Genomic DNA, 20310 nt, shown 5'->3' with positions numbered 1-20310 from the left:
CCTCGACTTCGGAGAACGCGTGATCGATCTCGCCACTGCCCAGCAATTCCTGATGACCCGCGGCCTCGACTTCGGCCTCAACCTCCTCGCCGCGATCGTGTTGTGGTTCGTCGGCCGCTGGGCGATCCGCATCGGTACCCGCCTGCTCGGCAAGGTCGTTCGCCGCAGCGGCAAGGTCGACCCGACGCTCACCGACTACCTGACCTCCGTCGTCGGCGTGCTGCTGACGATCCTGCTGATCCTCGCGATCCTGCAGATCTTCGGCGTACAGACGACCTCGTTCGCCGCGCTGCTCGCCGGCCTCGGTCTCGCGATCGGCACCGCCTGGGGCGGCCTGCTCGCGCATTTCGCCGCCGGCGTGTTCATGCAGGTGCTGCGCCCGTTCAAGATCGGCGACGTGATCAGCGCGGGCGGCGTCACGGGCACCGTGAAGGAGCTCGGCCTGTTCGGCACGACGATCATCACCGCCGACAACATCGTGACGATCGTCGGCAACAACAAGATCTTCTCGGACAACATCGCGAACTACAGCGCGACGCCGCACCGCCGCGTCGACCTGACCGCGAAGATCGCGCACAGCGTCGACGCGGCCGATGCGATCAACCGCCTGAAGACGCAGATCCAGCTGGTTCCGAACGTGCTGAAGGTACCGGCGCCGGACGTCGGCGTGCTGCAGTTCACGCCGGAAGGCCCGCTGCTGTTCGTGCGCCCGTCGACTCAGCCGGAGAACTACTGGCAGGTGTACTGCGACACCCACCGCGTGATTCTCGACACGTTCCGCGAAGCCGGCTATCCGACGCCCGAAACGCCGGTCTCGCAACGCAACGCGTGACGAAAGCAGCGGCCGAACCGCACGGACGAAAAAAAGCGTGGCAGCCGTAAACTGCCACGCTTTTTCATTGCGCCGAAGCGCGCCGCGTCAGCGCCCGCCCGCCTTCGGCGTCCCGTCCGAGCGTCGCCCGCGCACGAGCTTCCATACCGCGCCGAGCGCGACCGGCACGATTGCCGCGCCGATCCCGACCAGCACGATCACGTTCAGGTACTGGCGGACGAACGGGATGTTGCCGAAGAAATAACCGAGCAGCACGAGCAGCAGCACCCACACCAGCGCGCCGATCACGTTGAACAACTGGAAGCGCGCGACGCTCATCGACGACGCCCCCGCGACGAACGGCGCGAACGTGCGCACGACCGGAATGAAGCGCGCGAGCACGATCGTCTTGCCGCCGTGCTTGTCGTAGAACGAGTGGGTCTTCTGCAGCGCGGCGCGATCGAGGAAGCGCTCGAGCACCGGGATATGCGTATTGAACACCTTCGGGCCGACCCAGCGGCCGATCAGGTAGTTCACGGTGTTGCCGGTAATCGCCGCGACGAGCAGCAGCACGATCAGCGCGCCGACGTTCATTTCGCCCGTCGCCGCGAACGCGCCGCCGATGAACAGCAGCGAATCGCCGGGCAGGAACGGGAACACGACGAGGCCCGTCTCGCAGAACACGATCAGAAACAGCACGAGATAGACCCACGCACCGTACTGCCGGATGAAATCGCCGAGGAAAGCGTCGATATGCAGGACAAGGTTGACGAAATGAAGCAGCGTATCCAAATGCGATTCCTCGAAGGCGATGGGGCCGGAACGGCCGGAACAGGCCAGACATGGCCGAGGCGGCCGCCAGCCAAGGCGGCGCGTGCAACGGGGTGATGATACCGAAACTACCTTAAGGCTCCGTGAAAAAACGTAACGGCCGGCCGCCCCGGCATGCGTTCGCGGCCTCGCTATAATTCGGCCATGTCCGATATCACCGAAACGGCCGCGGGCGCCGCGCCCGCCCCCGCCGCGCGCCCGCTGCGCGCGATCCAGCCCCTGCCCGACCAGCTGATCAGCCAGATCGCCGCCGGCGAGGTCGTCGAACGCCCGGCGTCGGTCGTCAAGGAACTGCTCGAGAACGCAATGGATGCCGGCGCAACGACGCTGCGCATCGTGCTGGAAGAAGGCGGCGTCAAGCGCATCTCGATCACCGACGACGGCTGCGGGATTCCGCCGGACGAACTGGCGCTCGCGCTGATGCGCCACGCGACCAGCAAGATCCGCTCGCTCGAGGAGCTCGAGGCGGTCGCGACGCTCGGTTTTCGTGGCGAAGCGCTCGCGTCGATCGCGTCGGTCGCCGAGATGTCGATCACGAGCCGGACGGCCGATGCCGCGCACGCGATGAAGATCGACGCGCAGACGGGCGTGCTGTCGCCCGCCGCCGGCTCGATCGGCACGACGATCGAGGTGCGCGAGCTGTACTTCAACACGCCCGCGCGACGCAAGTTCCTGAAGAGCGAGCAGACCGAATTCGGCCACTGCCTGGAAATGATCCGCCGCGCGGCGCTCGCGCGGCCGGACGTCGCGATCTCGGTGCTGCACAACGGCAAGGCCGTCGAGCACTGGAATGCGACCGAGCCCGCGCAGCGCGTCGCGAAGATCCTCGGCGACAGCTTCGCGACCGCGCACCTGCCGCTCGACGAGCAGGCCGGCCCGCTCGCCGTGTACGGCTGCGCCGGCTTGCCGACCGCGAGCCGCGGGCGCGCCGACCAGCAGTATTTCTTCGTGAACGGCCGCTTCGTGCGCGACAAGCTGCTGACGCACGCGGTGCGTGCGGCCTACGAGGACGTGCTGCACGGCGACCGCTATCCGTCGTACGTGCTGTTCCTCGACCTGCCGCCCGAAGCCGTCGACGTGAACGTGCATCCGTCGAAGATCGAAGTGCGGTTCCGCGATTCGCGCTCGATCCACCAGTACGTGTTCCATGCGGTCCAGCGGGCGCTCGCGCGCCATGCGGGCGCGTCGCCGGAAACCACGGCGGGCGGCCATGCCGCGCATCTCGAACCCGCGCCGCGCGGGCCGTCGTCGTTCCTCGACACGCCGCTCGGCCAAAGCCCGGGCCACGCGACAGGCGGCAGCGGCGGAATCGGCGGCAGCGGCTTCTCGTCGTCGTCATCGTCATCGTCGTCCGGCAACACGTGGATGCGTCAGGCGCGGATGACGCAAGGCACGCTGCCCGTCGCGCAGCCGCTCGCGCTCTACGACGCGCTGTTCGGCCGCAAGGACAGCGGCGCGGGCACGCCGGACGGCACGACGCTCATCGCCCGCGATGCGGCCGATCCGGCCGACACACCGGTCGCGCCGCTGCCGGGCTTCGCCACGTCGCCGCTCGCGGCCGGCGCGCACGACGACCAGCCGCTCGGCTTCGCGCTCGGCCAGATCCACGGGATCTACGTGCTGGCACAGAACGCATACGGCCTCGTGATCGTCGACATGCACGCGGCGCACGAGCGGATCCTGTACGAGCAGTTCAAGAACGCGCTCGCCGACCGCACGGTCGCCGTGCAGTCGCTGCTGCTGCCGATCTCGATGACGGCCACGCCGGTCGAGATCGGCACGGTCGAGGAAGAACGCGACACGCTCGAATCGCTCGGCTTCGACCTCGCGGTGCTGTCGCCGACGACGCTCGCGATCCGCGCGGTGCCGGCGCTGCTGAAGGACGCCGACCTGCAGTCGCTGGCGCGCGCGGTGCTCGCCGACCTGCACGCGTTCGGCGGCTCGCGCGTGCTCACCGAGCGCCAGCACGAACTGCTCGGCACGCTCGCGTGCCATCACGCGGTGCGCGCGAACCGGCGCCTGACGCTCGACGAAATGAACGCGCTGCTGCGCCAGATGGAGGCGACCGAGCGCGCGGACCAGTGCAATCACGGCCGGCCGACCTGGTATCAGCTCACGCTGAACGATCTCGACCGTCTCTTCATGCGCGGGCAATGAGCGCTGCTTCGCCCTCCCGTCCGACGACGATCGCCTGCCTGCTCGGCCCCACCGCTTCGGGGAAGACCGCCGCGGCGCTGGCGCTCGCCGCGCGCCGCCCGATCGAGATCGTCAGCGTCGATTCGGCGCTCGTCTACCGCGACATGGATATCGGTACCGCGAAACCGTCGCGCGACGAGCGCGCGCGCGTGCCGCATCACCTGATCGACATCATCGGCCCGGCCGACGCGTATTCGGCTGCGGAATTCCGCGCGGACACGCTGCGCCTGATCGGCGAGATCGTCGCGCGCGGCCGCACGCCGTTGCTCGCGGGCGGCACGATGCTGTACTACAAGGCGCTGACGCAAGGGCTCAACGACCTGCCGGGCGCCGATCCGGAGGTCCGCGCGGCACTCGACGCCGACGCCGCGCGCGATGGCTGGCCCGCGCTGCACGCGCGGCTCGCGCAGGTCGATCCCGACACGGCCGCGCGGCTTGCGCCGAACGATTCGCAGCGGATCCAGCGTGCGCTCGAAATCTTCATGTTGAGCGGGCAGCCGATGTCGGCGCTGCTCGCCGCGCCGCGCCGCACGGACGATGCGGCCGCCGCATACCGCTTCGTGCCGGTCGCGCTCGAGCCGTCGGACCGCGCGGTACTGCACGCGCGGATCGCGCAGCGCTTCGACGCGATGCTCGACGCGGGCTTCATCGACGAAGTCGAACGGCTGCGCCGCCGCGACGATCTCCATCCCGACCTGCCGTCGATGCGTTGCGTCGGCTACCGGCAAGCATGGGAATTCCTCGACGGCGACACCGACTACCGGACGATGCGCGACAAGGGCATCTTCGCGACACGTCAGCTTTGCAAGCGCCAGATCACGTGGCTGCGCGCGATGCCGGAGCGGATCGTCGTCGATTGCATCGCGCCGGATTCGACGGCCCGCGCGCTCGACGCGCTTGAACGCGTCCTGGACGGTCGCACGCCGGGCTGACCACTCAGCCGGCCTGACGCGCCGCCAGGCGCGCGCGGGCGCCGTCGACGATCCACGCGATGCCGCGCTCGAACGCTTCGTCGTCGCTGCGCTCGCGCAGCGCGGCCCAGCCTTTCGCGAACAACGGATACTCGGCCGCATCCGGCAGCGGCGCATCGGCACCTGCCCCCGGCCCCGCCTGCTCTTCCAGCACCCATCCGACCACGAAGCGGCCGATCGCGACCATCACGTCGACCGCCTCGTCCGGCGCGAACCCCGCGTCGCCCAGCAGCGCGACCTTGCGTTCGATCGAGCTGAAATGCAGCGCGCGCGGCCGCGTGCCGGCGTGCAGGCGCGCGCCGTCGCGGTAGGCCAGCAGCGCGCGGCGGAAACTGCGCGCATTCTCCGCGAGCCACGCATCCCACACGTCGCCCGGCCGCGGCAGCGACGCGCCGTGACGCTCGAGCATGATCGCCTCGGCCATCGCGTCGAGCAGCTCGGCCTTGTTCCTGAAATGCCAGTACAGCGTCGGCGACTGCACGCCGAGCCGTTCGGCGAGCCGCCGCGTCGACAGCCCGTCGATCCCCACCTCATTCAGCAAATCGAGCGCCGCGCGCAATACCGTGTCGCGCGTCAGCCGCGCGCCTGTGTCCTTCATCTCTATCACCGATAGGGAAACTGTGGAATACTTCGCACTCTATCATCGATAGAGTGATACCCTTGAATCCGTCCCTTATTGCCATCCTGGCCACGGTCCTACTCGACGCGATCGGCGTCGGGATCGTGATGCCGATCCTGCCCGGGCTGCTGCGTTCGCTCGCCGCCGCGGGCAGCACCGACACCCACTACGGCATCCTGCTCGCGCTGTACGCGTTCGCGCAGTTCCTGTGTGCGCCGCTGCTCGGCACGCTGAGCGACCGTTTCGGCCGCCGCCCGGTGCTGCTCGCATCGCTCGCGGGCGCCGCGCTCGACTATCTGCTGATGGCGCTCGCGCCGACACTCGCGTGGCTGTACGTCGGCCGGCTGATCGCGGGCATCAGCGGCGCGAACGTCGCGGTCGCGACCGCGTACGTGACCGACGTTGCGGCCGAGCCCGACCGCGCACGGCGCTTCGGCCAGCTCGGCGCGATGATGGGCATCGGCTTCATCGCCGGCCCGCTGATCGGCGGGCTGCTCGGCGCGCTGCACCTGCGTGCGCCGTTCGTCGCGGCCGCGTTGCTCAATGCGCTGAATCTCGTGCTCGTATGGCGCGTACTGCCGGAATCGCGGCCGCGTTCGGCCCGCGAAGGCCGGACGGCCAGCGCGCTCAATCCGTTCGCGAGCCTGCGACGGCTGAGCGGTGCGCCCGCGCTCGCGCCGCTGGTCGGTATCTACGTGATCGTCGCGCTGGTGTCGCAGGCGCCCGCGACGCTGTGGATCCTGTACGGCCAGGAACATTTCGGCTGGTCGACGCCGGTCGCGGGGCTGTCGCTCGCCGGTTACGGCGCGTGCCACGCGCTCGCTCAGGCATTCGCGATCGGGCCACTGATCGCGCGGCTCGGCGAGCGGCGCGCGCTCGCGTTGGGTCTTGCAGGCGATGCGCTCGGGCTGGCCGTCATCGCGTTCGCGACCGCCACATGGGTGCCGTTCGCGCTGCTGCCGCTGTTCGCGGCCGGCGGCATGACGCTGCCGGCGTTGCAGGCGATGCTCGCGCGGCAGGTCGACGATGCACGCCAGGGCGAACTGCAGGGCACACTGGCGAGCGTGGCGAGCCTGATCGGCGTCGCGGGGCCGCTGGTCGTCACCGCGACCTACGCGGCGACGCGTGCGACGTGGCCGGGCCTCGTGTGGGCCGCGGCCGCGCTGCTGTACCTGTTCGTGCCGCCGTTGCTGGCCGGCGCGCGGCCGGCGAGCGCGCCGCGAGCGTCCGCGTAAGCGTCGACGCGCGTCCGACCGCCACGCGGCGCCCGAAAAAAACCGCCCGGATCGACTCCGGGCGGCTTTTCCTACTGCATCTGCCTGCGGTGCGTCAGACCACGACCGTCTGCGCCTCGCCTTCGCGGGTCGCCCGCACGGTGCCGATCTTCCACACCTGTTCGCCGGCGGCGGTCAGGTCGGCGATCGCTGCGTCGGCATCGGCCGCCGAGACGATCACGGCCATCCCGATCCCGCAGTTGAATACGCGGTGCATTTCCGCGTCGGCGACGCCGCCGTGCTCCTGCAGCCACTTGAACAGCGGCGGCAACGGCCATGCGTTCTGGTCGAGCTCGGCGGTGAGGCCTTCGCGCAGCACGCGCGGGATGTTCTCGACGAGGCCGCCACCGGTGATGTGCGCCATGCCCTTCACCGACAGCTTCTGCATCAGCGCGAGCAGCGGCTTCACGTAGATGCGCGTCGGCGCCATCAGCGTATCGGCCAGCGAGCGGCCGTGGAAATCGGCCGACAGGTCCGGATTCGCGCGCTCGATGATCTTGCGCACGAGCGAGAAGCCGTTCGAGTGGATGCCGCTCGATGCGAGGCCCAGCACCACGTCGCCTTCGGCGATCGTGCTGCCGTCGATGATCTTGCTCTTCTCGACCGCGCCGACCGCGAAGCCGGCCAGGTCGTATTCGCCGTCCGGGTACATGCCCGGCATTTCGGCCGTTTCACCGCCGATCAGCGCGCAGCCCGACAGTTCACAGCCGTGCGCGATGCCCTTGACGACAGTGGCGGCCGTATCGACGTCGAGCTTGCCGCATGCGAAGTAGTCGAGGAAGAACAGCGGCTCGGCGCCCTGCACGAGGATGTCGTTCACGCTCATCGCGACGAGATCCTGGCCGACGGTGTCGTGTTTGTTCAGATGAAAGGCCAGCTTGAGCTTGGTGCCGACGCCGTCGGTGCCCGACACGAGCACGGGCTCCTGGTACTTCTTCGGCACTTCGAACAGCGCGCCGAACCCGCCGATGCCGCCGAGCACGCCGTCGCGCAGGGTTTTCTTCGCAAAAGGCTTGATCTTGTCGATGAGCGCGTCGCCTGCGTCGATGTCGACACCTGCGTCGCGATAGGACAGACCTTGAGCGTCGGGAGCGGATTTCGGAGGATTCATGGGGGAATGCGAGAAGGTCGGTAAAATGCGATTTTACCCGAAGCCGGCCCATTGGCCGGAATTCCCAGCACCGAATCGTCAGGGATTGCATCTTGGTCGACACGTCCCCGTTTTCATCGCCGGGCGAAGCGCGCCGAAACCCGCGCCGCGCCGCCGTGCGTACGGTCGCGCGTGAAGCCAGCCGAGGCGCCTTCCCCCGCGCGTGCCCGGCGTACGGCACGCGTTTTTTCAACCGATCCGCATTGTGACTGCTGTGTCCCGTCAACTGACGCTCGATCTCGGCACGCCGCCGCCCGCCACGTTCGACAACTTCATCATGAACGAGGAGAACGACGAGCTCGTCTCGCGCCTGCAGAAGCTCGATCTCGCGCTCGCGGCCGGCCCTGTGCCGGACCGGTCGTTCTATATCTGGGGCGAGCCCGGCAGCGGCCGCACCCATCTGCTGCAGGCGCTCGTGAGCGACGCGTCGTACGGCTATGCGCGCTACCTGACGCCGCAGAGCCCGCTCGGCGCGTTCACGTTCGACCCGCGCATCGGCATCTACGCGATCGACGACTGCGACCGGATGAGCGACACGCAGCAGGTCGCGCTGTTCAACCTGTTCAACGAAGTGCGCGCGCATCCGTCGAGCGCGTTCGTCGCGGCGGGCCCGGCGGCGCCGCTCGCGCTCGACGTGCGCGAGGATCTGCGCACGCGCCTCGGGTGGGGGCTCGTGTTCCATCTGTCGCCGCCGTCCGACGCAGGCAAGATCGCGGTGCTCAAGCTCGCCGCGAAGGAACGCGGGATCGCGCTCACCGACGACATCGCCGCGTACCTGCTGACCCATTTCCGCCGCGACATGCCGAGCCTGATGGCGTTGCTCGACGCGCTCGACCGCTTCTCGCTCGAGCAGAAACGCGCGGTCACGCTGCCGCTGCTGCGCCGGATGCTCGCGCGTCCCGGCGACGACATCACACCACCGGGCACGGGCCCGAACCGCTTCGAGTAAAATGCGCTTCCATGACTAATCTGGCACTCTTTGACCTCGATCACACGCTGATCCCGACCGATAGCGACCACGAATGGGGTCGCTTCATGGTGAAGCTCGGCATCGTCGACGCGGAAAGCTTCTCGCGTCAGAACGACCAGTTCTTCGCCGACTACAAGGCCGGCCAGCTCGACATCCATGCGTACCTGTGCGCGATGCTCACGCCGCTCGCGAAGTATTCGCGCGCGCAACTCGCCGAATGGCACGAGCAGTACATGCACGAGGTGATCCGCCCCGCGATGACGCCCGCCGCGCTCGAACTGGTACGCAAGCACCTCGATGCGGGCGACCTGTGCTGCGTCGTGACCGCGACCAACGCATTCATCACGCGCCCGATCGCGACCGCGTTCGGCGTCGACACGCTGATCGCGTGCGAGGTCGAAACGACCGACGGGCATCCCGATTCGCCGTACACGGGCCGACCGACCGGCACGCCGAGCTATCGCGAAGGCAAGATCGTGCGCACCGAAGCATGGCTCGCGTCGCTCGGCAAGCACTGGGACGACTTCGAACACAGCTACTTCTACAGCGACTCGCACAACGACATCCCGCTGCTCGAGAAAGTCACCGACCCGATCGCGACCAACCCTGACGACACGCTGCGTGCGCATGCAAGCACCCGCGGCTGGCGTATCCTCGATCTCTTCTGAACGTCGTGATCAAAAAATTCATTCGAAAGCTGCTCGGCCAGGACGAAACCGAGCAAACGTCCCCCGCGGCGGCCCCGGCCGACGAAGCGGCCCCTGCTGCCCCGCGCGCGCCGAAGGGCGCCCGCGGCGGCGGCGCGAAGAAACCGCGCAGCAACCATGAGCCGACCGTCGTGCCGGCCAGCGTGCACGGTATCAACCCGGCGCTGATCTCGAAGAACGCGGTGCGCGTGACCGACACGCTGCAGCAGGCGGGTTTCCGCGCGTTCATCGTCGGCGGCGCGGTGCGCGACCTGCTGCTCGGCATCGCGCCGAAAGACTTCGACGTCGCGACCGACGCGACGCCGACCGAGGTGCAGCGCCTGTTCCGCCGCGCGCGCCTGATCGGCCGCCGCTTCCAGATCGTCCACGTGCAGTTCGGCCAGGAACTGATCGAGGTCTCGACGTTCCGCGCGCTGGTCGACGCACCGCCCGAGGCGGCCGCGGCCACGGCCGAGCCGCCGCGGCGCCTGAAGCGCGACGAGCTCGATCGCCGCACGCACGCGGTCGATGCGAGCGGCCGCGTGCTGCGCGACAACGTGTGGGGCGAGCAGCACGAGGACGCCGCGCGCCGCGACTTCACGATCAACGCGATGTACTACGACCCGTCGACGCAGACGGTGCTCGACTATCACGACGGGATGGCCGACGTGCGCGCCCGCCTGTTGCGGATGATCGGCGATCCGGCCACGCGCTTTCGCGAGGATCCGGTGCGGATGCTGCGCGTCGTGCGCTTCGCGGCGAAGCTCGATTTCGAGATCGAGCCGCATACGCGCGCGCCGATCCACGCGCTCGCCGACCTGATCAACAACGTGCCCGCCGCGCGCCTGTTCGACGAAATGCTGAAGCTGCTGCTGTCGGGCCACGCGCTCGCGTGCCTGCAGCGGCTGCGCAAGGAAGGGCTGCACCACGGGCTGCTGCCGCTGCTCGACGTCGTGCTCGAACAGCCGCAGGGCGAGAAGTTCATCACGCTCGCGCTGAACAACACCGACGCGCGCGTGCGCGCCGGCAAACCGGTGTCGCCGGGCTTCCTGTTCGCGACGCTGCTGTGGCACGACATGCGCCAGCGCTTCGAGCAATACACGGCGGCGGGCGAAATCCCGGTGCCGGCGCTCCATCGCGCGATGGACGACGTGCTCGACATGCAGACCGAGAAACTTGCGATCCACAAGCGCTACTCGGCCGACATGCGCGAGATCTGGGGCCTGCAGCTGCGCCTGGAGAAACGCTCGGGCCGCAGCGCGATGCGGCTGCTGGAACACCAAAGGTTTAGAGCGGGGTATGATTTCCTCCTGTTACGCTGCGAATCCGGCGAGCTCGAGACGGAAGTCGGACAGTGGTGGACGGATTTCATCGAAGGCGACGCGGCCGCTCGCGAGGCATTGCTCACGCAGGGCGGCTCGAAGGAAAAATCGCCCCGCAAGCGGCGCCGCCGCGGCGGTGCGCGAAACCGCCAGCAGGGCGAAGGTGCCGCCGAGCAGGCGCCAGATACCGCGAGCGGTTCCGACGACTGACGCGCGCGCCGGCGAACGACGTAGGAAGTGATGCCATGACGGTTGCATATATCGGACTGGGGGCGAATCTCGGCGATGCGCGCCAGACCCTGAAGGACGCGGTGGTGTGCCTCGCGCAGCAGCGCACCATCTCGATCCTCGGCAAATCGAGCCTGTATCGCACGGCGCCGTTCGAAGCGGGCGGCGACGACTACTACAACTGCGTCGTCAAGCTCGACACGACGCTGTCGGCCCGCGAGCTGCTCGCGCTCTGCCAGAAGATCGAACATCACTTCGGCCGCGAGCGCCCGTATCGCAATGCGCCGCGCACGCTCGACCTCGACATCCTGCTGTTCGGCGCCGATTCGATCGACGAACCCGACCTGATCGTCCCGCACCCGCGCCTCACCGACCGCGCGTTCGCGCTCGTGCCGCTCGTCGAGATCGAGCCGGCGCTCGACATCCCCGCGCGCGGCCGTGCCGACGCCTTTCTCGCCGCCGTCGCGGATCAGCGCGTCGAAAAGGTGCAAACCTGCCAGTGCCCGATGCAAAAGGCGCTCGCTGCCGGCGAAGACGCCGACAAGACCCGCTGCCGATGAACTCGACTCCGCTGACCGTCACCGCGCCCGACCTGCGCGCCCCGCACCGCTATCTCGTGATCGAAGGCCCGATCGGCGTCGGCAAGACGACGCTCGCGCGGCTGCTCGGCGAGCGCTGGTCGATGCAGACGCTGCTCGAGCGCCCGCAGGACAACCCGTTCCTCGAACGCTTCTATCGCGACACCGCGCGCTACGCGTTGCCCGTCCAGCTGTCGTTCGCGCTGCAGCGCGCGCAGCAGGCGCGCGAGCTGATCGGTGCGCTCGACACGGGCCGCCCCGTCATCGCCGATTTCATGCCGCAGAAGAACGACATCTTCGCGCGGCTGAACCTGCCGGAAGACGAGTGGCAGCTGTATCGCTCGGTCGCCACGCACGTCGACGTGCCGCAGGCGCCGTCACCCGATCTCGTCGTCTATCTGCAGGCCAGCCCCGAAGTGCTGTTCTCGCGCATCCAGAAGCGCGGGACGCCGATGGAGCTGCAGATCAGCGACGCGTACCTGCGCTCGCTCGTCGACGCGTACAACGAATTCTTCTACCACTACGACCGCACGCCGGTGCTGACGGTCGCAGCCGAACACCTGAACCCGCTGGATTCCCCCGAAGATCTCGCCCTGCTGGTCGAGCGCATCGAGACGATGCGCGGCCGCAAGGAATTCTTCGTCAAGGGCGAGACGACGCGCTGACGCGTCCTCGCCTGTCGTTTCTCACCACCGACCCGGATTTCCCATGACCTATCTCCAGGAATCGAGCCGGCCTGCCGTGACGGTCCCCAAGCTGCAGGCAATGCGCGACGCCGGCGAGAAGATCGCGATGCTCACGTGCTACGACGCGAGCTTTTCCGCGCTGCTCGATCGCGCCGGCACCGACGTGCTGCTGATCGGCGATTCGCTCGGCAACGTGCTGCAGGGCCACTCGACCACGCTGCCCGTGTCGATCGACGACATCGCGTACCACACCGCCTGTGTCGCCCGGGCGCAGCCGCGCGCGCTCGTCGTCGCCGATCTGCCGTTCGGCACGTACGGGACGCCGGCCGACGCGTTCGCGAACGCGGTCAAGCTGATGCGCGCGGGCGCGCAGATGGTCAAGCTCGAAGGCGGCGAATGGCTCGCCGATACGATCCGCTTCCTCGTCGAACGCTCGGTGCCCGTGTGCGCGCACCTCGGCCTCACGCCGCAGTCGGTGCATGCGTTCGGCGGCTTCAAGGTGCAGGGCAAGACCGAAGCCGGCGCCGCGCAATTGCTGCGCGACGCGCGCGCGATCGAGGATGCCGGTGCGCAGCTCGTCGTGCTCGAAGCGGTACCGACGCTCGTCGCGGCCGAAGTCACGCACATGCTGAAGATCCCGACGATCGGCATCGGCGCCGGCGCCGACTGCTCGGGGCAGGTGCTCGTGCTGCACGACATGCTCGGCGTGTTTCCCGGCAAGCGGCCGCGCTTCGTGAAGGATTTCATGCACGGGCAGCCGACCATTCAGGCGGCCGTCGAAGCCTATGTGGGCGCGGTGAAGGATCGGTCGTTTCCGGGCCCGGAACACTCGTTCTGAGTGGGCCGGCAGCGCCATGGCGCACTGCCGGCGTTCGCTGCAGCACACTCGCTGAGCTGACCGGCAATGCAGTACGCCGTTTCTCGTACTGCATGACCGGACAGCGCGTACTTTCTAACTCGTCCTATTTCTACACGCCTTCGTCGCGGCGACCATCGAACCTTCGTCAATCGAAGGAGCGGCAAAAGATGGCTCATGTGTATGAAAAGGCGGCTGAACTCGTCGGGCCAAAGCTGGCAGGCGATGGTGAGTGCGTCGCGCTGGTCACGATCTATACTTCCGTCGGCCCTACCGCCATCTGGCGACCGAAAAAAAAGCAGGCGGCGACCGGAGTATCCGCGTCGGAACCGTCATTGCAACTTTCGAGAACGACCGCTACCCGAGCCGATCACGCCGTCGTGCAAAGCTGGCAATGTACGCCGCAGAAGTAATTCGCGTTCAGGCCGGTGCGCAGCCGTGAATCAGCCGCGCTGCCATCGGCCCGCGCAACGCATTGCAGATCATCAGCTCGTCGGCGTTCAGCACATCGTCGAGCGTCAGCACACGCTCTTTGGCGCCTACTGCCGGATCGTCGAGTAGCACACCGCGCATCACGCCCGGCAGCACGCCGCACGACAACGGTGGCGTCACCCACACACCATTTAGTTTCACGAACACGTTCGAGCGCCCGCCTTCCGTCACCTCGCCACGCTCGTTGACGAACAGCATGTCGAACCCGCCGAGCGCCTCCGCCGCCTGCCACGCGCGGTCGTATTCGGCGCGGCGCGTGGTCTTGTGCAGCAGCAGCGCGTCGTCGGTGCGCGTCGGCGCGAAGCCATGCTCGGCTGCCAGCAGCACGCCGACCGGCCCCGCCGGCAGCGGCTTGAGCGGCGCCGCGATGATCTCGATCGTGCCGTCCTTCGCCAGCGCGAGCTTCATCCGGTACGCGCCGTCGCCGTCGAGCGCCGCGCAGCGTGCGTCGATCTCCCGGCGTAGCGCGTCAGCGTCGAAACGGAAGCCGAATGCGTCCGCGCTGCGTTGCAGCCGCGCGAGATGGCGATCGAGATGGCGGATGCCGTCCGTTCGCGTGGCGGCCGTCGTTTCGAACAACTGGAAGCCGGGGTCGGCGTCCGTCAGGAATCGTGCTTTCAATTGGCACTCCGCATATTCGTCGGCCGCGACGCTGTCGAGCACGATGCCCGCGCCGACGCCCATCGTGCCGCGTCGCCGGCCGGCTGCCGCGGTGGCGGTAGCCGTGCCGTCCGTGTCATTGCTAGCGCCGTCCGCATCCAGCGTCAGCGTCCGAATCGCGACCGACAGGCAGAAATCGCCGCAACCGGCCGCGCCGTCGGGCGTTGCATCGCCCGCGTCTTCCTTCGGCGCATCGAGCCAGCCGATCGCGCCGGTATAGAGCCCGCGCGACGTCGACTCGATCGCGTCGATCAACTGCATCGTCTTGTACTTCGGCGCGCCCGTGATCGATCCGCAAGGGAACAGCGCGCGCAGCATCTGCGCGAACGTCGTGCCGTCGCGCCAGCCGGCCTCGACCGTCGACGTCATCTGCCACACCGACGCATACGGCTCGACCGAGAACAGCGCCGGCACCTTGACGCTGCCCGTGCGCGCGATCCGCGACACGTCGTTGCGCAGCAGGTCGACGATCATCACGTTTTCCGCGCGGTTCTTCGGATCGTTCGCGAGGAACGCGGCGGCGGCCGCATCTTCGCGCGGATCGGCCGAACGCGGTGCGGTGCCCTTCATCGGCCGCGCACGCAGTACATCGCCGTGCTTCTCGACGAACAGCTCCGGCGAGCACGATACGACCCATGCGCCGTCGGGCAGCGCGATCAGCGCGCCGTACCGCACCGGCTGGCGCGCGCGCAGCCGCCGGTACAGCGCGAGCGGCGTGCCGAACACGTCGAAATTCAGCCGGTACGTGTAATTGACCTGATACGAATCGCCCGCACGCAGCGCGTCGTGCACCGCGGCGATCGCCGCGTCGAACGCATCGCGCGACACGCTCTTCGCGACGTGCGCGACGCCCGCGATCGACGGCGGGCCGCCGCCGTCCTGCTGCGCGAGCCATGCGTCGACGTCGTCGCGCGACAGCCGCTCACAGTGCGCATACAGCAAAAAGCGCAGCGGGGCGTGGCCCGGCTGCGCTCGTTGCAGGTTGCGTCCGAATTCGTAATCGCCGACGACGACCGCATGCAGCCCGTCGCACAGATCCTGCGCAACCGCCGCATCGATCGCGTCGAGCTGCGCCGGGTCCGTGCACACGCGTTCGTGCACGAAGCCCGAATACAAACGACTCGACCGCGCGGACGCGGTCGAGTCGCAATCGTCCAAGAGCGCGAACGACGCGCTCTCGTTGCCTTCAGTCATGCCATTACTCGAAGAAGCTCTTCACACGGTCGAACCAGCTCTTGCTCTGCGGGCTGTGACGCGCGCCGCCCTCGGCCAGCGACTTCTCGAACTGCTTGAGCAGGTCGCGCTGGGTGTCGGTCAGCTTCACGGGCGTCTCGACCTGCACGTGCACGTACAGATCGCCCGCGATGCTCGAGCGCAGCCCCTTGATGCCCTTGCCGCGCAGGCGGAACGTCTTGCCCGACTGCGTGCCTTCCGGCACCGGGAACGACGCACGGCCGGCCAGCGTCGGCACCTCGATCTCGCCGCCGAGTGCGGCGGTCGTGAACGGGATCGGCATCTGGCAGTGGAGATCGTCGCCGTCGCGCTCGAACACCGAGTGCGGCTTGATGTGGATCTCGACGTACAGGTCGCCCGGCGGCCCGCCGTTGATGCCCGGCTCGCCGTTGCCGGCCGAGCGGATCCGCATCCCGTCGTCGATCCCGGCCGGGATCTTCACTTCGAGCGTCTTGGTTTCCTTCACCTTGCCCGACCCGTGGCAATGCGCGCACGGCTCGGGGATGTAGGTACCCGTGCCATGGCACTTCGGGCAGGTCTGCTGGATGCTGAAAAAACCCTGCGACATGCGCACCGTGCCTTGGCCGTGACAGGTCGGGCAGGTTTCCGGCTTCGTGCCGGGCTTCGCGCCCGACCCGTGGCAGACTTCGCACGACACCCAACTCGGCACGCGAATCTGCGTGTCGTAGCCGTGCGCGGCCTGCTCGAGCGTGATTTCCATGCTGTAGCGCAGGTCGGCACCGCGATACACCTGCGGGCCGCCGCGGCCGCCGCGCGCGGCGCCGCCCGCGGCTTGGCCAAAGATGTCGCCGAAGATGTCGCCGAACGCATCCGCGAAGCCGCCGAAGCCCTGTGCACCCGCACCGCCCATGTTCGGATCGACGCCCGCGTGGCCGTACTGGTCGTACGCGGCCCGCTTCTGACCATCCGACAGCATTTCATAGGCTTCCTTCGCCTCCTTGAAATGCTCTTCCGCATCCTTGCTGTCCGGATTGCGGTCAGGGTGGTACTTCATCGCAAGCTTGCGATATGCCTTCTTGATTTCGTCGTCGCTCGCATTCTTCGCGACGCCCAGAACCTCGTAGTAATCCCGTTTCGCCATATCGATTCACTGTGCCGCCACGCATCGCGCACGCGGCGGCTCCTTTCGCCCGCAGTAAAGTCTCTCGACTCGTCTGGCGCTGCACCGTCCGCGGACGGCTCGCGCAGCACCCGCCAAAAAACAAATGTGCCCGGAGGGCCGCGAAGCCCGCCAGGCGTGGAGTCGATCCGGCCATCCGGAAGGAAAGACAGACCGCTGTTCAGCCGCGCCGCGCGCGTGTCGCGCGCGGCGTGCGGTGCCATGGCAACCCGGCTTAGTCTTTCTTCACTTCCTTGAACTCGGCGTCGACGACGTCGTCGGCAGCCTGTTGCGCACCACCCGCATGAGCCGCGCCTTCCGTCGCACCGGCCGCGCCGGCCGCACCCGCCTGCTGGGCCTGCATGTCGGCGTACATCTTCTCGCCGAGCTTCTGCGAGACCTTGCCGAGCTCCTCGACCTTCGCGTCGAGCGCCGCCTTGTCGGCCGACGTGTCCTTCAGCGCGTCCTCGAGCGACTTCAGCGCCGCTTCGATCGCTTCCTTCTCGCCCGCGTCCAGCTTGTCGCCGTACTCGGTCAGCGCCTTCTTCGTGCTGTGGACGAGCGCGTCGCCCTGGTTGCGCGAATCGGCCAGCTCGCGCAGCTTGTGGTCTTCCGCTGCGTTCGCTTCCGCGTCCTTGATCATCTGGTCGATTTCAGCCTCGGACAGGCCCGAGTTCGCCTTGATCGTGATCTTGTTTTCCTTGCCGGTCGCCTTGTCCTTCGCGCCGACGTGCAGGATGCCGTTCGCGTCGATGTCGAAGGTCACTTCGATCTGCGGCACGCCGCGCGGTGCCGGCGGGATGCCTTCGAGGTTGAACTCGCCGAGCAGCTTGTTGCCCGCCGCCATTTCGCGTTCGCCCTGGAACACCTTGATCGTCACGGCGCCCTGGTTGTCGTCCGCCGTCGAATACACTTGCGCGTGCTTCGTCGGGATCGTGGTGTTCTTGTTGATCATCTTCGTCATCACGCCGCCGAGCGTCTCGATACCGAGCGACAGCGGGGTCACGTCGAGCAGCAGCACGTCCTTGCGGTCGCCCGACAGCACCTGGCCCTGGATCGCCGCGCCGACCGCGACGGCTTCGTCCGGGTTCACGTCACGGCGCGGATCCTTGCCGAAGAACTCCTTCACCTTCTCCATGACCTTCGGCATGCGCGTCTGGCCGCCGACCAGGATCACGTCGTCGATGTCCGACACCTTGACGCCTGCGTCCTTGATCGCGATGCGGCACGGTTCGATCGTGCGCTCGACGAGGTCTTCCACCAGCGCTTCCAGCTTCGCGCGGGTGATCTTCAGGTTCAAGTGCTTCGGACCCGACGCGTCCGCCGTGATGTACGGCAGGTTGATTTCGGTCTGCTGTCCCGACGACAGCTCGATCTTCGCCTTTTCGGCGGCTTCCTTCAGGCGCTGCAGCGCGAGCACGTCCTTCGACAGGTCGACGCCCTGCTCCTTCTTGAACTCGCCGATGATGTAATCGATGATGCGCTGGTCGAAGTCTTCGCCGCCGAGGAACGTGTCGCCGTTGGTCGACAGCACTTCGAACTGCATTTCGCCGTCGACGTCCGCGATCTCGATGATCGACACGTCGAACGTGCCGCCGCCGAGGTCATACACGGCGATCTTGCGGTCGCCCTTCTCGACCTTGTCGAGACCGAACGCGAGTGCGGCCGCCGTCGGCTCGTTGATGATCCGCTTGACTTCGAGGCCCGCGATGCGGCCGGCGTCCTTGGTCGCCTGGCGCTGGCTGTCGTTGAAGTACGCCGGCACCGTGATCACGGCTTCCGTGACCGGCTCGCCGAGGTAGTCTTCGGCCGTCTTCTTCATCTTGCGCAGCACTTCGGCCGACACCTGCGGCGGCGCGAGCTTTTCGCCGTGCGCTTCGACCCATGCATCGCCGTTGTCGGCCTTGATGATCGAGTACGGCATCAGGCCGATGTCCTTCTGGACTTCCTTCTCTTCGAAGCGGCGGCCGATCAGGCGCTTCACCGCGAACAGCGTGTTCTTCGGGTTGGTCACCGACTGACGCTTGGCCGGCGCGCCGACCAGCACTTCGTTGTCGTCCATGTACGCGATGATCGACGGCGTGGTGCGCGTGCCTTCCGAGTTCTCGATGACCTTGACCTGGTTGCCTTCCATGATCGCGACGCACGAGTTCGTGGTGCCGAGGTCAATACCGATGATCTTTCCCATTTTTTCCTAATCTCCAGAAATGCTTGTTTGCTGCACGAAACCCCGCGTTTTGGGCGGTTTCGCACGCCAGAATTCAACTCTGTTCCCGAAATGCGTCCGGCCGATCCGTTTTCAAGACCCGACGAGCGATGCGGATATTAAATTTTTTCAATCGCCGCCGGCTAGCGGATCGCACCCGACGAATCGCCGCCCGACGGATCGCCGCCCGACGGATCGCCGCCCGACGGATCGCCGCCCGACACGATCTTCGCGCGTGCCGCCGCGACGGCCGCCTGGAACTGGGCGAGGCCATGCCAGCCCGTCGCGCGGCCCAGCCGCTTGCCGCGATGGAAGAAGAACCACGTCGGCACGCCGTGCAATCCGAAGCGGCGCCCCAGCTGATGATGTTCGTACACGTTGCAATGGAACCACTTCAGGTCCAGCGCGCGGATCGCGTCGGGCTGCGCGAGCATCGCCTTCTTCGCGATCTCGCAGTTGAAGCAGTCGACGCCCCAGAAGAACACCACGGCCAGCGCATCGCCCGCGCCGTCGATGGCCGCGTCGAACGTGCCGGCGTCGAGCGCCTGCATGTCGAACGCGTCGAACGCGGCCGGATCGACGCCGGCGGGCACCATCTCCGCTGCCTTACTTCGGCTGCGCGACGGTGACGAGCGCCGGGCGCAGCACGCGGTCGGCGATCATGTAGCCCTTTTGCAGCACCGTGACGACGGTGTTCGGCTCCTGCTCGGCCGGCACCATCGAAATGGCCTGGTGCTGATGCGGATCGAACTTCTCGCCGACCGGGTTGATCGCGACGACGCGGCCCTTCTCGAGCGCGCTCGTCAGCTGGCGCAGCGTCAGCTCGACGCCTTCGCGCACCTTCGCGATGTCGCCGGAGGTGTCGCCGACGGCCGCTTCCAGGCTGTCCAGCACGGGCAGCAGGTGTTCCGCGAAGCTTTCGATCGCGAACTTGTGCGCCTTCGACACGTCGTCCTGCGCGCGGCGGCGCACGTTCTCGGTCTCGGCCTTCGCCCGCAGGAAGCTTTCCTGAAGCTCGGCGACCTTGGCTTGAGCCTCCGCGAGCGCCGCGTCGGCAGCTTCGGCGGCGGGTGCGGCGCCTTGCGCCGCCTGCTTCTCGCTGCCGATGTCTTCGGCCGATTGGGTAGCCGGATTCTCTTGCGTGTTTTCCATGTCGCTGAAAGTCGATTAGAGGTTGAAGCCAAATCGGCGACCGCCGGACGTATACCCGGCGGCACCGCACATTACTGGTGCAAATAAGGGCGAAAACTACGGTTTCAAGAGGGTCATTCGCCAGCATTCGCCAATGCCGCGAAACAACCGGGCGTTTTCCGGGTGCAGGCGTCGCATAGTCCGCCGGAGCGGGCGAAACGGCCTGTAACAACGCTTACCCGGCAAGTACTAGCTCCACACAGGCCGGCTGCACTACACTCCATTCAAGC

At 67.5% G+C, this 20310-nt stretch carries 19 protein-coding genes; 11 read left to right on the top strand and 8 right to left on the bottom strand.

Features of this window, described 5'->3' with window-relative positions:
- Positions 1-19: 19 nt before the first annotated feature.
- Positions 20-832, top strand: coding sequence for a mechanosensitive ion channel family protein (locus J8I33_RS11185; protein ID WP_050011753.1), 813 nt, complete (start codon positions 20-22; stop codon positions 830-832).
- A gap of 87 nt (positions 833-919) precedes the next feature.
- Here the strand turns inward: J8I33_RS11185 and J8I33_RS11180 are convergent, their stop codons facing one another.
- Positions 920-1603: a DedA family protein gene (locus J8I33_RS11180; protein ID WP_209935587.1), complete on the bottom strand. Its 684-nt coding sequence runs from the start codon at positions 1601-1603 to the stop codon at positions 920-922.
- Positions 1604-1786: 183 nt separating this feature from the next.
- On the opposite strand from J8I33_RS11180, the gene mutL reads away from it, so the two are divergent.
- Complete coding sequence (gene mutL, locus J8I33_RS11175; protein ID WP_209935584.1) at positions 1787-3799, top strand: DNA mismatch repair endonuclease MutL; 2013 nt, start codon at positions 1787-1789, stop codon at positions 3797-3799.
- Positions 3796-4770, top strand: a complete 975-nt coding sequence (miaA, locus tag J8I33_RS11170) for a tRNA (adenosine(37)-N6)-dimethylallyltransferase MiaA (RefSeq protein WP_209935577.1) — start codon at positions 3796-3798, stop codon at positions 4768-4770. The genes mutL and miaA overlap by 4 nt, the downstream gene beginning before the upstream one ends.
- Positions 4771-4774: 4 nt before the next feature.
- Here the strand turns inward: miaA and tetR are convergent, their stop codons facing one another.
- Entirely contained in the window at positions 4775-5407 is a 633-nt protein-coding gene (gene tetR, locus J8I33_RS11165; RefSeq protein ID WP_050011757.1) for a tetracycline resistance transcriptional repressor TetR, read from the bottom strand.
- A gap of 56 nt (positions 5408-5463) precedes the next feature.
- On the opposite strand from tetR, the gene tet reads away from it, so the two are divergent.
- Positions 5464-6663: a Tet(A)/Tet(B)/Tet(C) family tetracycline efflux MFS transporter gene (gene tet / locus J8I33_RS11160; protein WP_209925829.1), complete on the top strand. Its 1200-nt coding sequence runs from the start codon at positions 5464-5466 to the stop codon at positions 6661-6663.
- Positions 6664-6757: 94 nt separating this feature from the next.
- Here tet and purM read toward each other — a convergent pair whose 3' ends face one another.
- Positions 6758-7813: a phosphoribosylformylglycinamidine cyclo-ligase gene (gene purM / locus J8I33_RS11155; protein ID WP_050011759.1), complete on the bottom strand. Its 1056-nt coding sequence runs from the start codon at positions 7811-7813 to the stop codon at positions 6758-6760.
- Between the two features lie 253 nt (positions 7814-8066).
- Here purM and hda point away from each other — a divergent pair, with 253 nt between their 5' ends.
- The 7 genes from hda to J8I33_RS11120 all read left to right on the top strand — a co-directional run bounded on the left by hda (position 8067) and on the right by J8I33_RS11120 (position 13591).
- Positions 8067-8801 carry a DnaA regulatory inactivator Hda gene (gene hda / locus J8I33_RS11150; protein WP_034200992.1) on the top strand — a complete coding sequence of 245 codons (735 nt, stop codon included), beginning with the start codon at positions 8067-8069 and terminating at the stop codon, positions 8799-8801.
- Between the two features lie 11 nt (positions 8802-8812).
- Complete coding sequence (locus tag J8I33_RS11145; RefSeq protein ID WP_050011760.1) at positions 8813-9490, top strand: HAD family hydrolase; 678 nt, start codon at positions 8813-8815, stop codon at positions 9488-9490.
- A 5-nt stretch (positions 9491-9495) separates the two neighbouring features.
- Positions 9496-11040, top strand: coding sequence for a polynucleotide adenylyltransferase PcnB (gene pcnB / locus J8I33_RS11140; RefSeq protein WP_209925789.1), 1545 nt, complete (start codon positions 9496-9498; stop codon positions 11038-11040).
- 35 nt (positions 11041-11075) lie between these two features.
- On the top strand, positions 11076-11618 hold the full coding sequence (gene folK, locus J8I33_RS11135; RefSeq protein WP_034187173.1) for a 2-amino-4-hydroxy-6-hydroxymethyldihydropteridine diphosphokinase: 543 nt from the start codon (positions 11076-11078) through the stop codon (positions 11616-11618).
- Positions 11615-12301 carry a deoxynucleoside kinase gene (locus J8I33_RS11130; RefSeq protein ID WP_050011762.1) on the top strand — a complete coding sequence of 229 codons (687 nt, stop codon included), beginning with the start codon at positions 11615-11617 and terminating at the stop codon, positions 12299-12301. Before folK ends, J8I33_RS11130 begins: the two co-directional genes overlap by 4 nt.
- Positions 12302-12344: 43 nt before the next feature.
- The gene (gene panB, locus J8I33_RS11125; RefSeq protein WP_209935570.1) at positions 12345-13160 is read left to right on the top strand and encodes a 3-methyl-2-oxobutanoate hydroxymethyltransferase; all 816 of its coding nucleotides are present in this window, start codon (positions 12345-12347) and stop codon (positions 13158-13160) included.
- Positions 13161-13348: 188 nt separating this feature from the next.
- Entirely contained in the window at positions 13349-13591 is a 243-nt protein-coding gene (locus tag J8I33_RS11120; protein WP_245171854.1) for a hypothetical protein, read from the top strand.
- Positions 13592-13598: 7 nt separating this feature from the next.
- Here the strand turns inward: J8I33_RS11120 and J8I33_RS11115 are convergent, their stop codons facing one another.
- The 5 genes from J8I33_RS11115 to grpE form a co-directional block, all read right to left on the bottom strand.
- Positions 13599-15524, bottom strand: coding sequence for a bifunctional anthranilate synthase component I family protein/class IV aminotransferase (locus J8I33_RS11115; protein ID WP_209935564.1), 1926 nt, complete (start codon positions 15522-15524; stop codon positions 13599-13601).
- Positions 15525-15528: 4 nt separating this feature from the next.
- Positions 15529-16665: a molecular chaperone DnaJ gene (gene dnaJ / locus J8I33_RS11110; protein ID WP_050011765.1), complete on the bottom strand. Its 1137-nt coding sequence runs from the start codon at positions 16663-16665 to the stop codon at positions 15529-15531.
- A gap of 253 nt (positions 16666-16918) precedes the next feature.
- Positions 16919-18871, bottom strand: coding sequence for a molecular chaperone DnaK (gene dnaK, locus J8I33_RS11105; RefSeq protein WP_089488182.1), 1953 nt, complete (start codon positions 18869-18871; stop codon positions 16919-16921).
- Between the two features lie 161 nt (positions 18872-19032).
- Entirely contained in the window at positions 19033-19485 is a 453-nt protein-coding gene (locus J8I33_RS11100; protein ID WP_209935556.1) for a thioredoxin family protein, read from the bottom strand.
- A 10-nt stretch (positions 19486-19495) separates the two neighbouring features.
- Complete coding sequence (gene grpE / locus J8I33_RS11095) at positions 19496-20041, bottom strand: nucleotide exchange factor GrpE (protein ID WP_050011768.1); 546 nt, start codon at positions 20039-20041, stop codon at positions 19496-19498.
- Positions 20042-20310: the final 269 nt, after the last annotated feature.

This window comes from Burkholderia sp. AcTa6-5 (assembly GCF_017815075.1).
Lineage (GTDB): Bacteria > Pseudomonadota > Gammaproteobacteria > Burkholderiales > Burkholderiaceae > Burkholderia > Burkholderia sola.
Note: the sequence above shows the minus strand (reverse complement) of the source record. Positions and strands in the feature narration are given on the sequence as shown.

What these genes read in the sequence shown, in the direction of transcription:
- panB (WP_209935570.1), top strand. Translation starts at nt 12,345, where the DNA reads ATGACCTATCTCCAGGAATCGAGCCGGCCTGCCGTGACGGTCCCCAAG.
- dnaK (WP_089488182.1), bottom strand. Translation starts at nt 18,871, where the DNA reads ATGGGAAAGATCATCGGTATTGACCTCGGCACCACGAACTCGTGCGTC.
- J8I33_RS11100 (WP_209935556.1), bottom strand. Translation starts at nt 19,485, where the DNA reads ATGGTGCCCGCCGGCGTCGATCCGGCCGCGTTCGACGCGTTCGACATG.
- purM (WP_050011759.1), bottom strand. Translation starts at nt 7,813, where the DNA reads ATGAATCCTCCGAAATCCGCTCCCGACGCTCAAGGTCTGTCCTATCGC.
- J8I33_RS11130 (WP_050011762.1), top strand. Translation starts at nt 11,615, where the DNA reads ATGAACTCGACTCCGCTGACCGTCACCGCGCCCGACCTGCGCGCCCCG.
- J8I33_RS11120 (WP_245171854.1), top strand. Translation starts at nt 13,349, where the DNA reads ATGGCTCATGTGTATGAAAAGGCGGCTGAACTCGTCGGGCCAAAGCTG.
- tetR (WP_050011757.1), bottom strand. Translation starts at nt 5,407, where the DNA reads ATGAAGGACACAGGCGCGCGGCTGACGCGCGACACGGTATTGCGCGCG.
- dnaJ (WP_050011765.1), bottom strand. Translation starts at nt 16,665, where the DNA reads ATGGCGAAACGGGATTACTACGAGGTTCTGGGCGTCGCGAAGAATGCG.
- J8I33_RS11145 (WP_050011760.1), top strand. Translation starts at nt 8,813, where the DNA reads ATGACTAATCTGGCACTCTTTGACCTCGATCACACGCTGATCCCGACC.
- J8I33_RS11115 (WP_209935564.1), bottom strand. Translation starts at nt 15,524, where the DNA reads ATGACTGAAGGCAACGAGAGCGCGTCGTTCGCGCTCTTGGACGATTGC.
- grpE (WP_050011768.1), bottom strand. Translation starts at nt 20,041, where the DNA reads ATGGAAAACACGCAAGAGAATCCGGCTACCCAATCGGCCGAAGACATC.
- miaA (WP_209935577.1), top strand. Translation starts at nt 3,796, where the DNA reads ATGAGCGCTGCTTCGCCCTCCCGTCCGACGACGATCGCCTGCCTGCTC.
- mutL (WP_209935584.1), top strand. Translation starts at nt 1,787, where the DNA reads ATGTCCGATATCACCGAAACGGCCGCGGGCGCCGCGCCCGCCCCCGCC.
- folK (WP_034187173.1), top strand. Translation starts at nt 11,076, where the DNA reads ATGACGGTTGCATATATCGGACTGGGGGCGAATCTCGGCGATGCGCGC.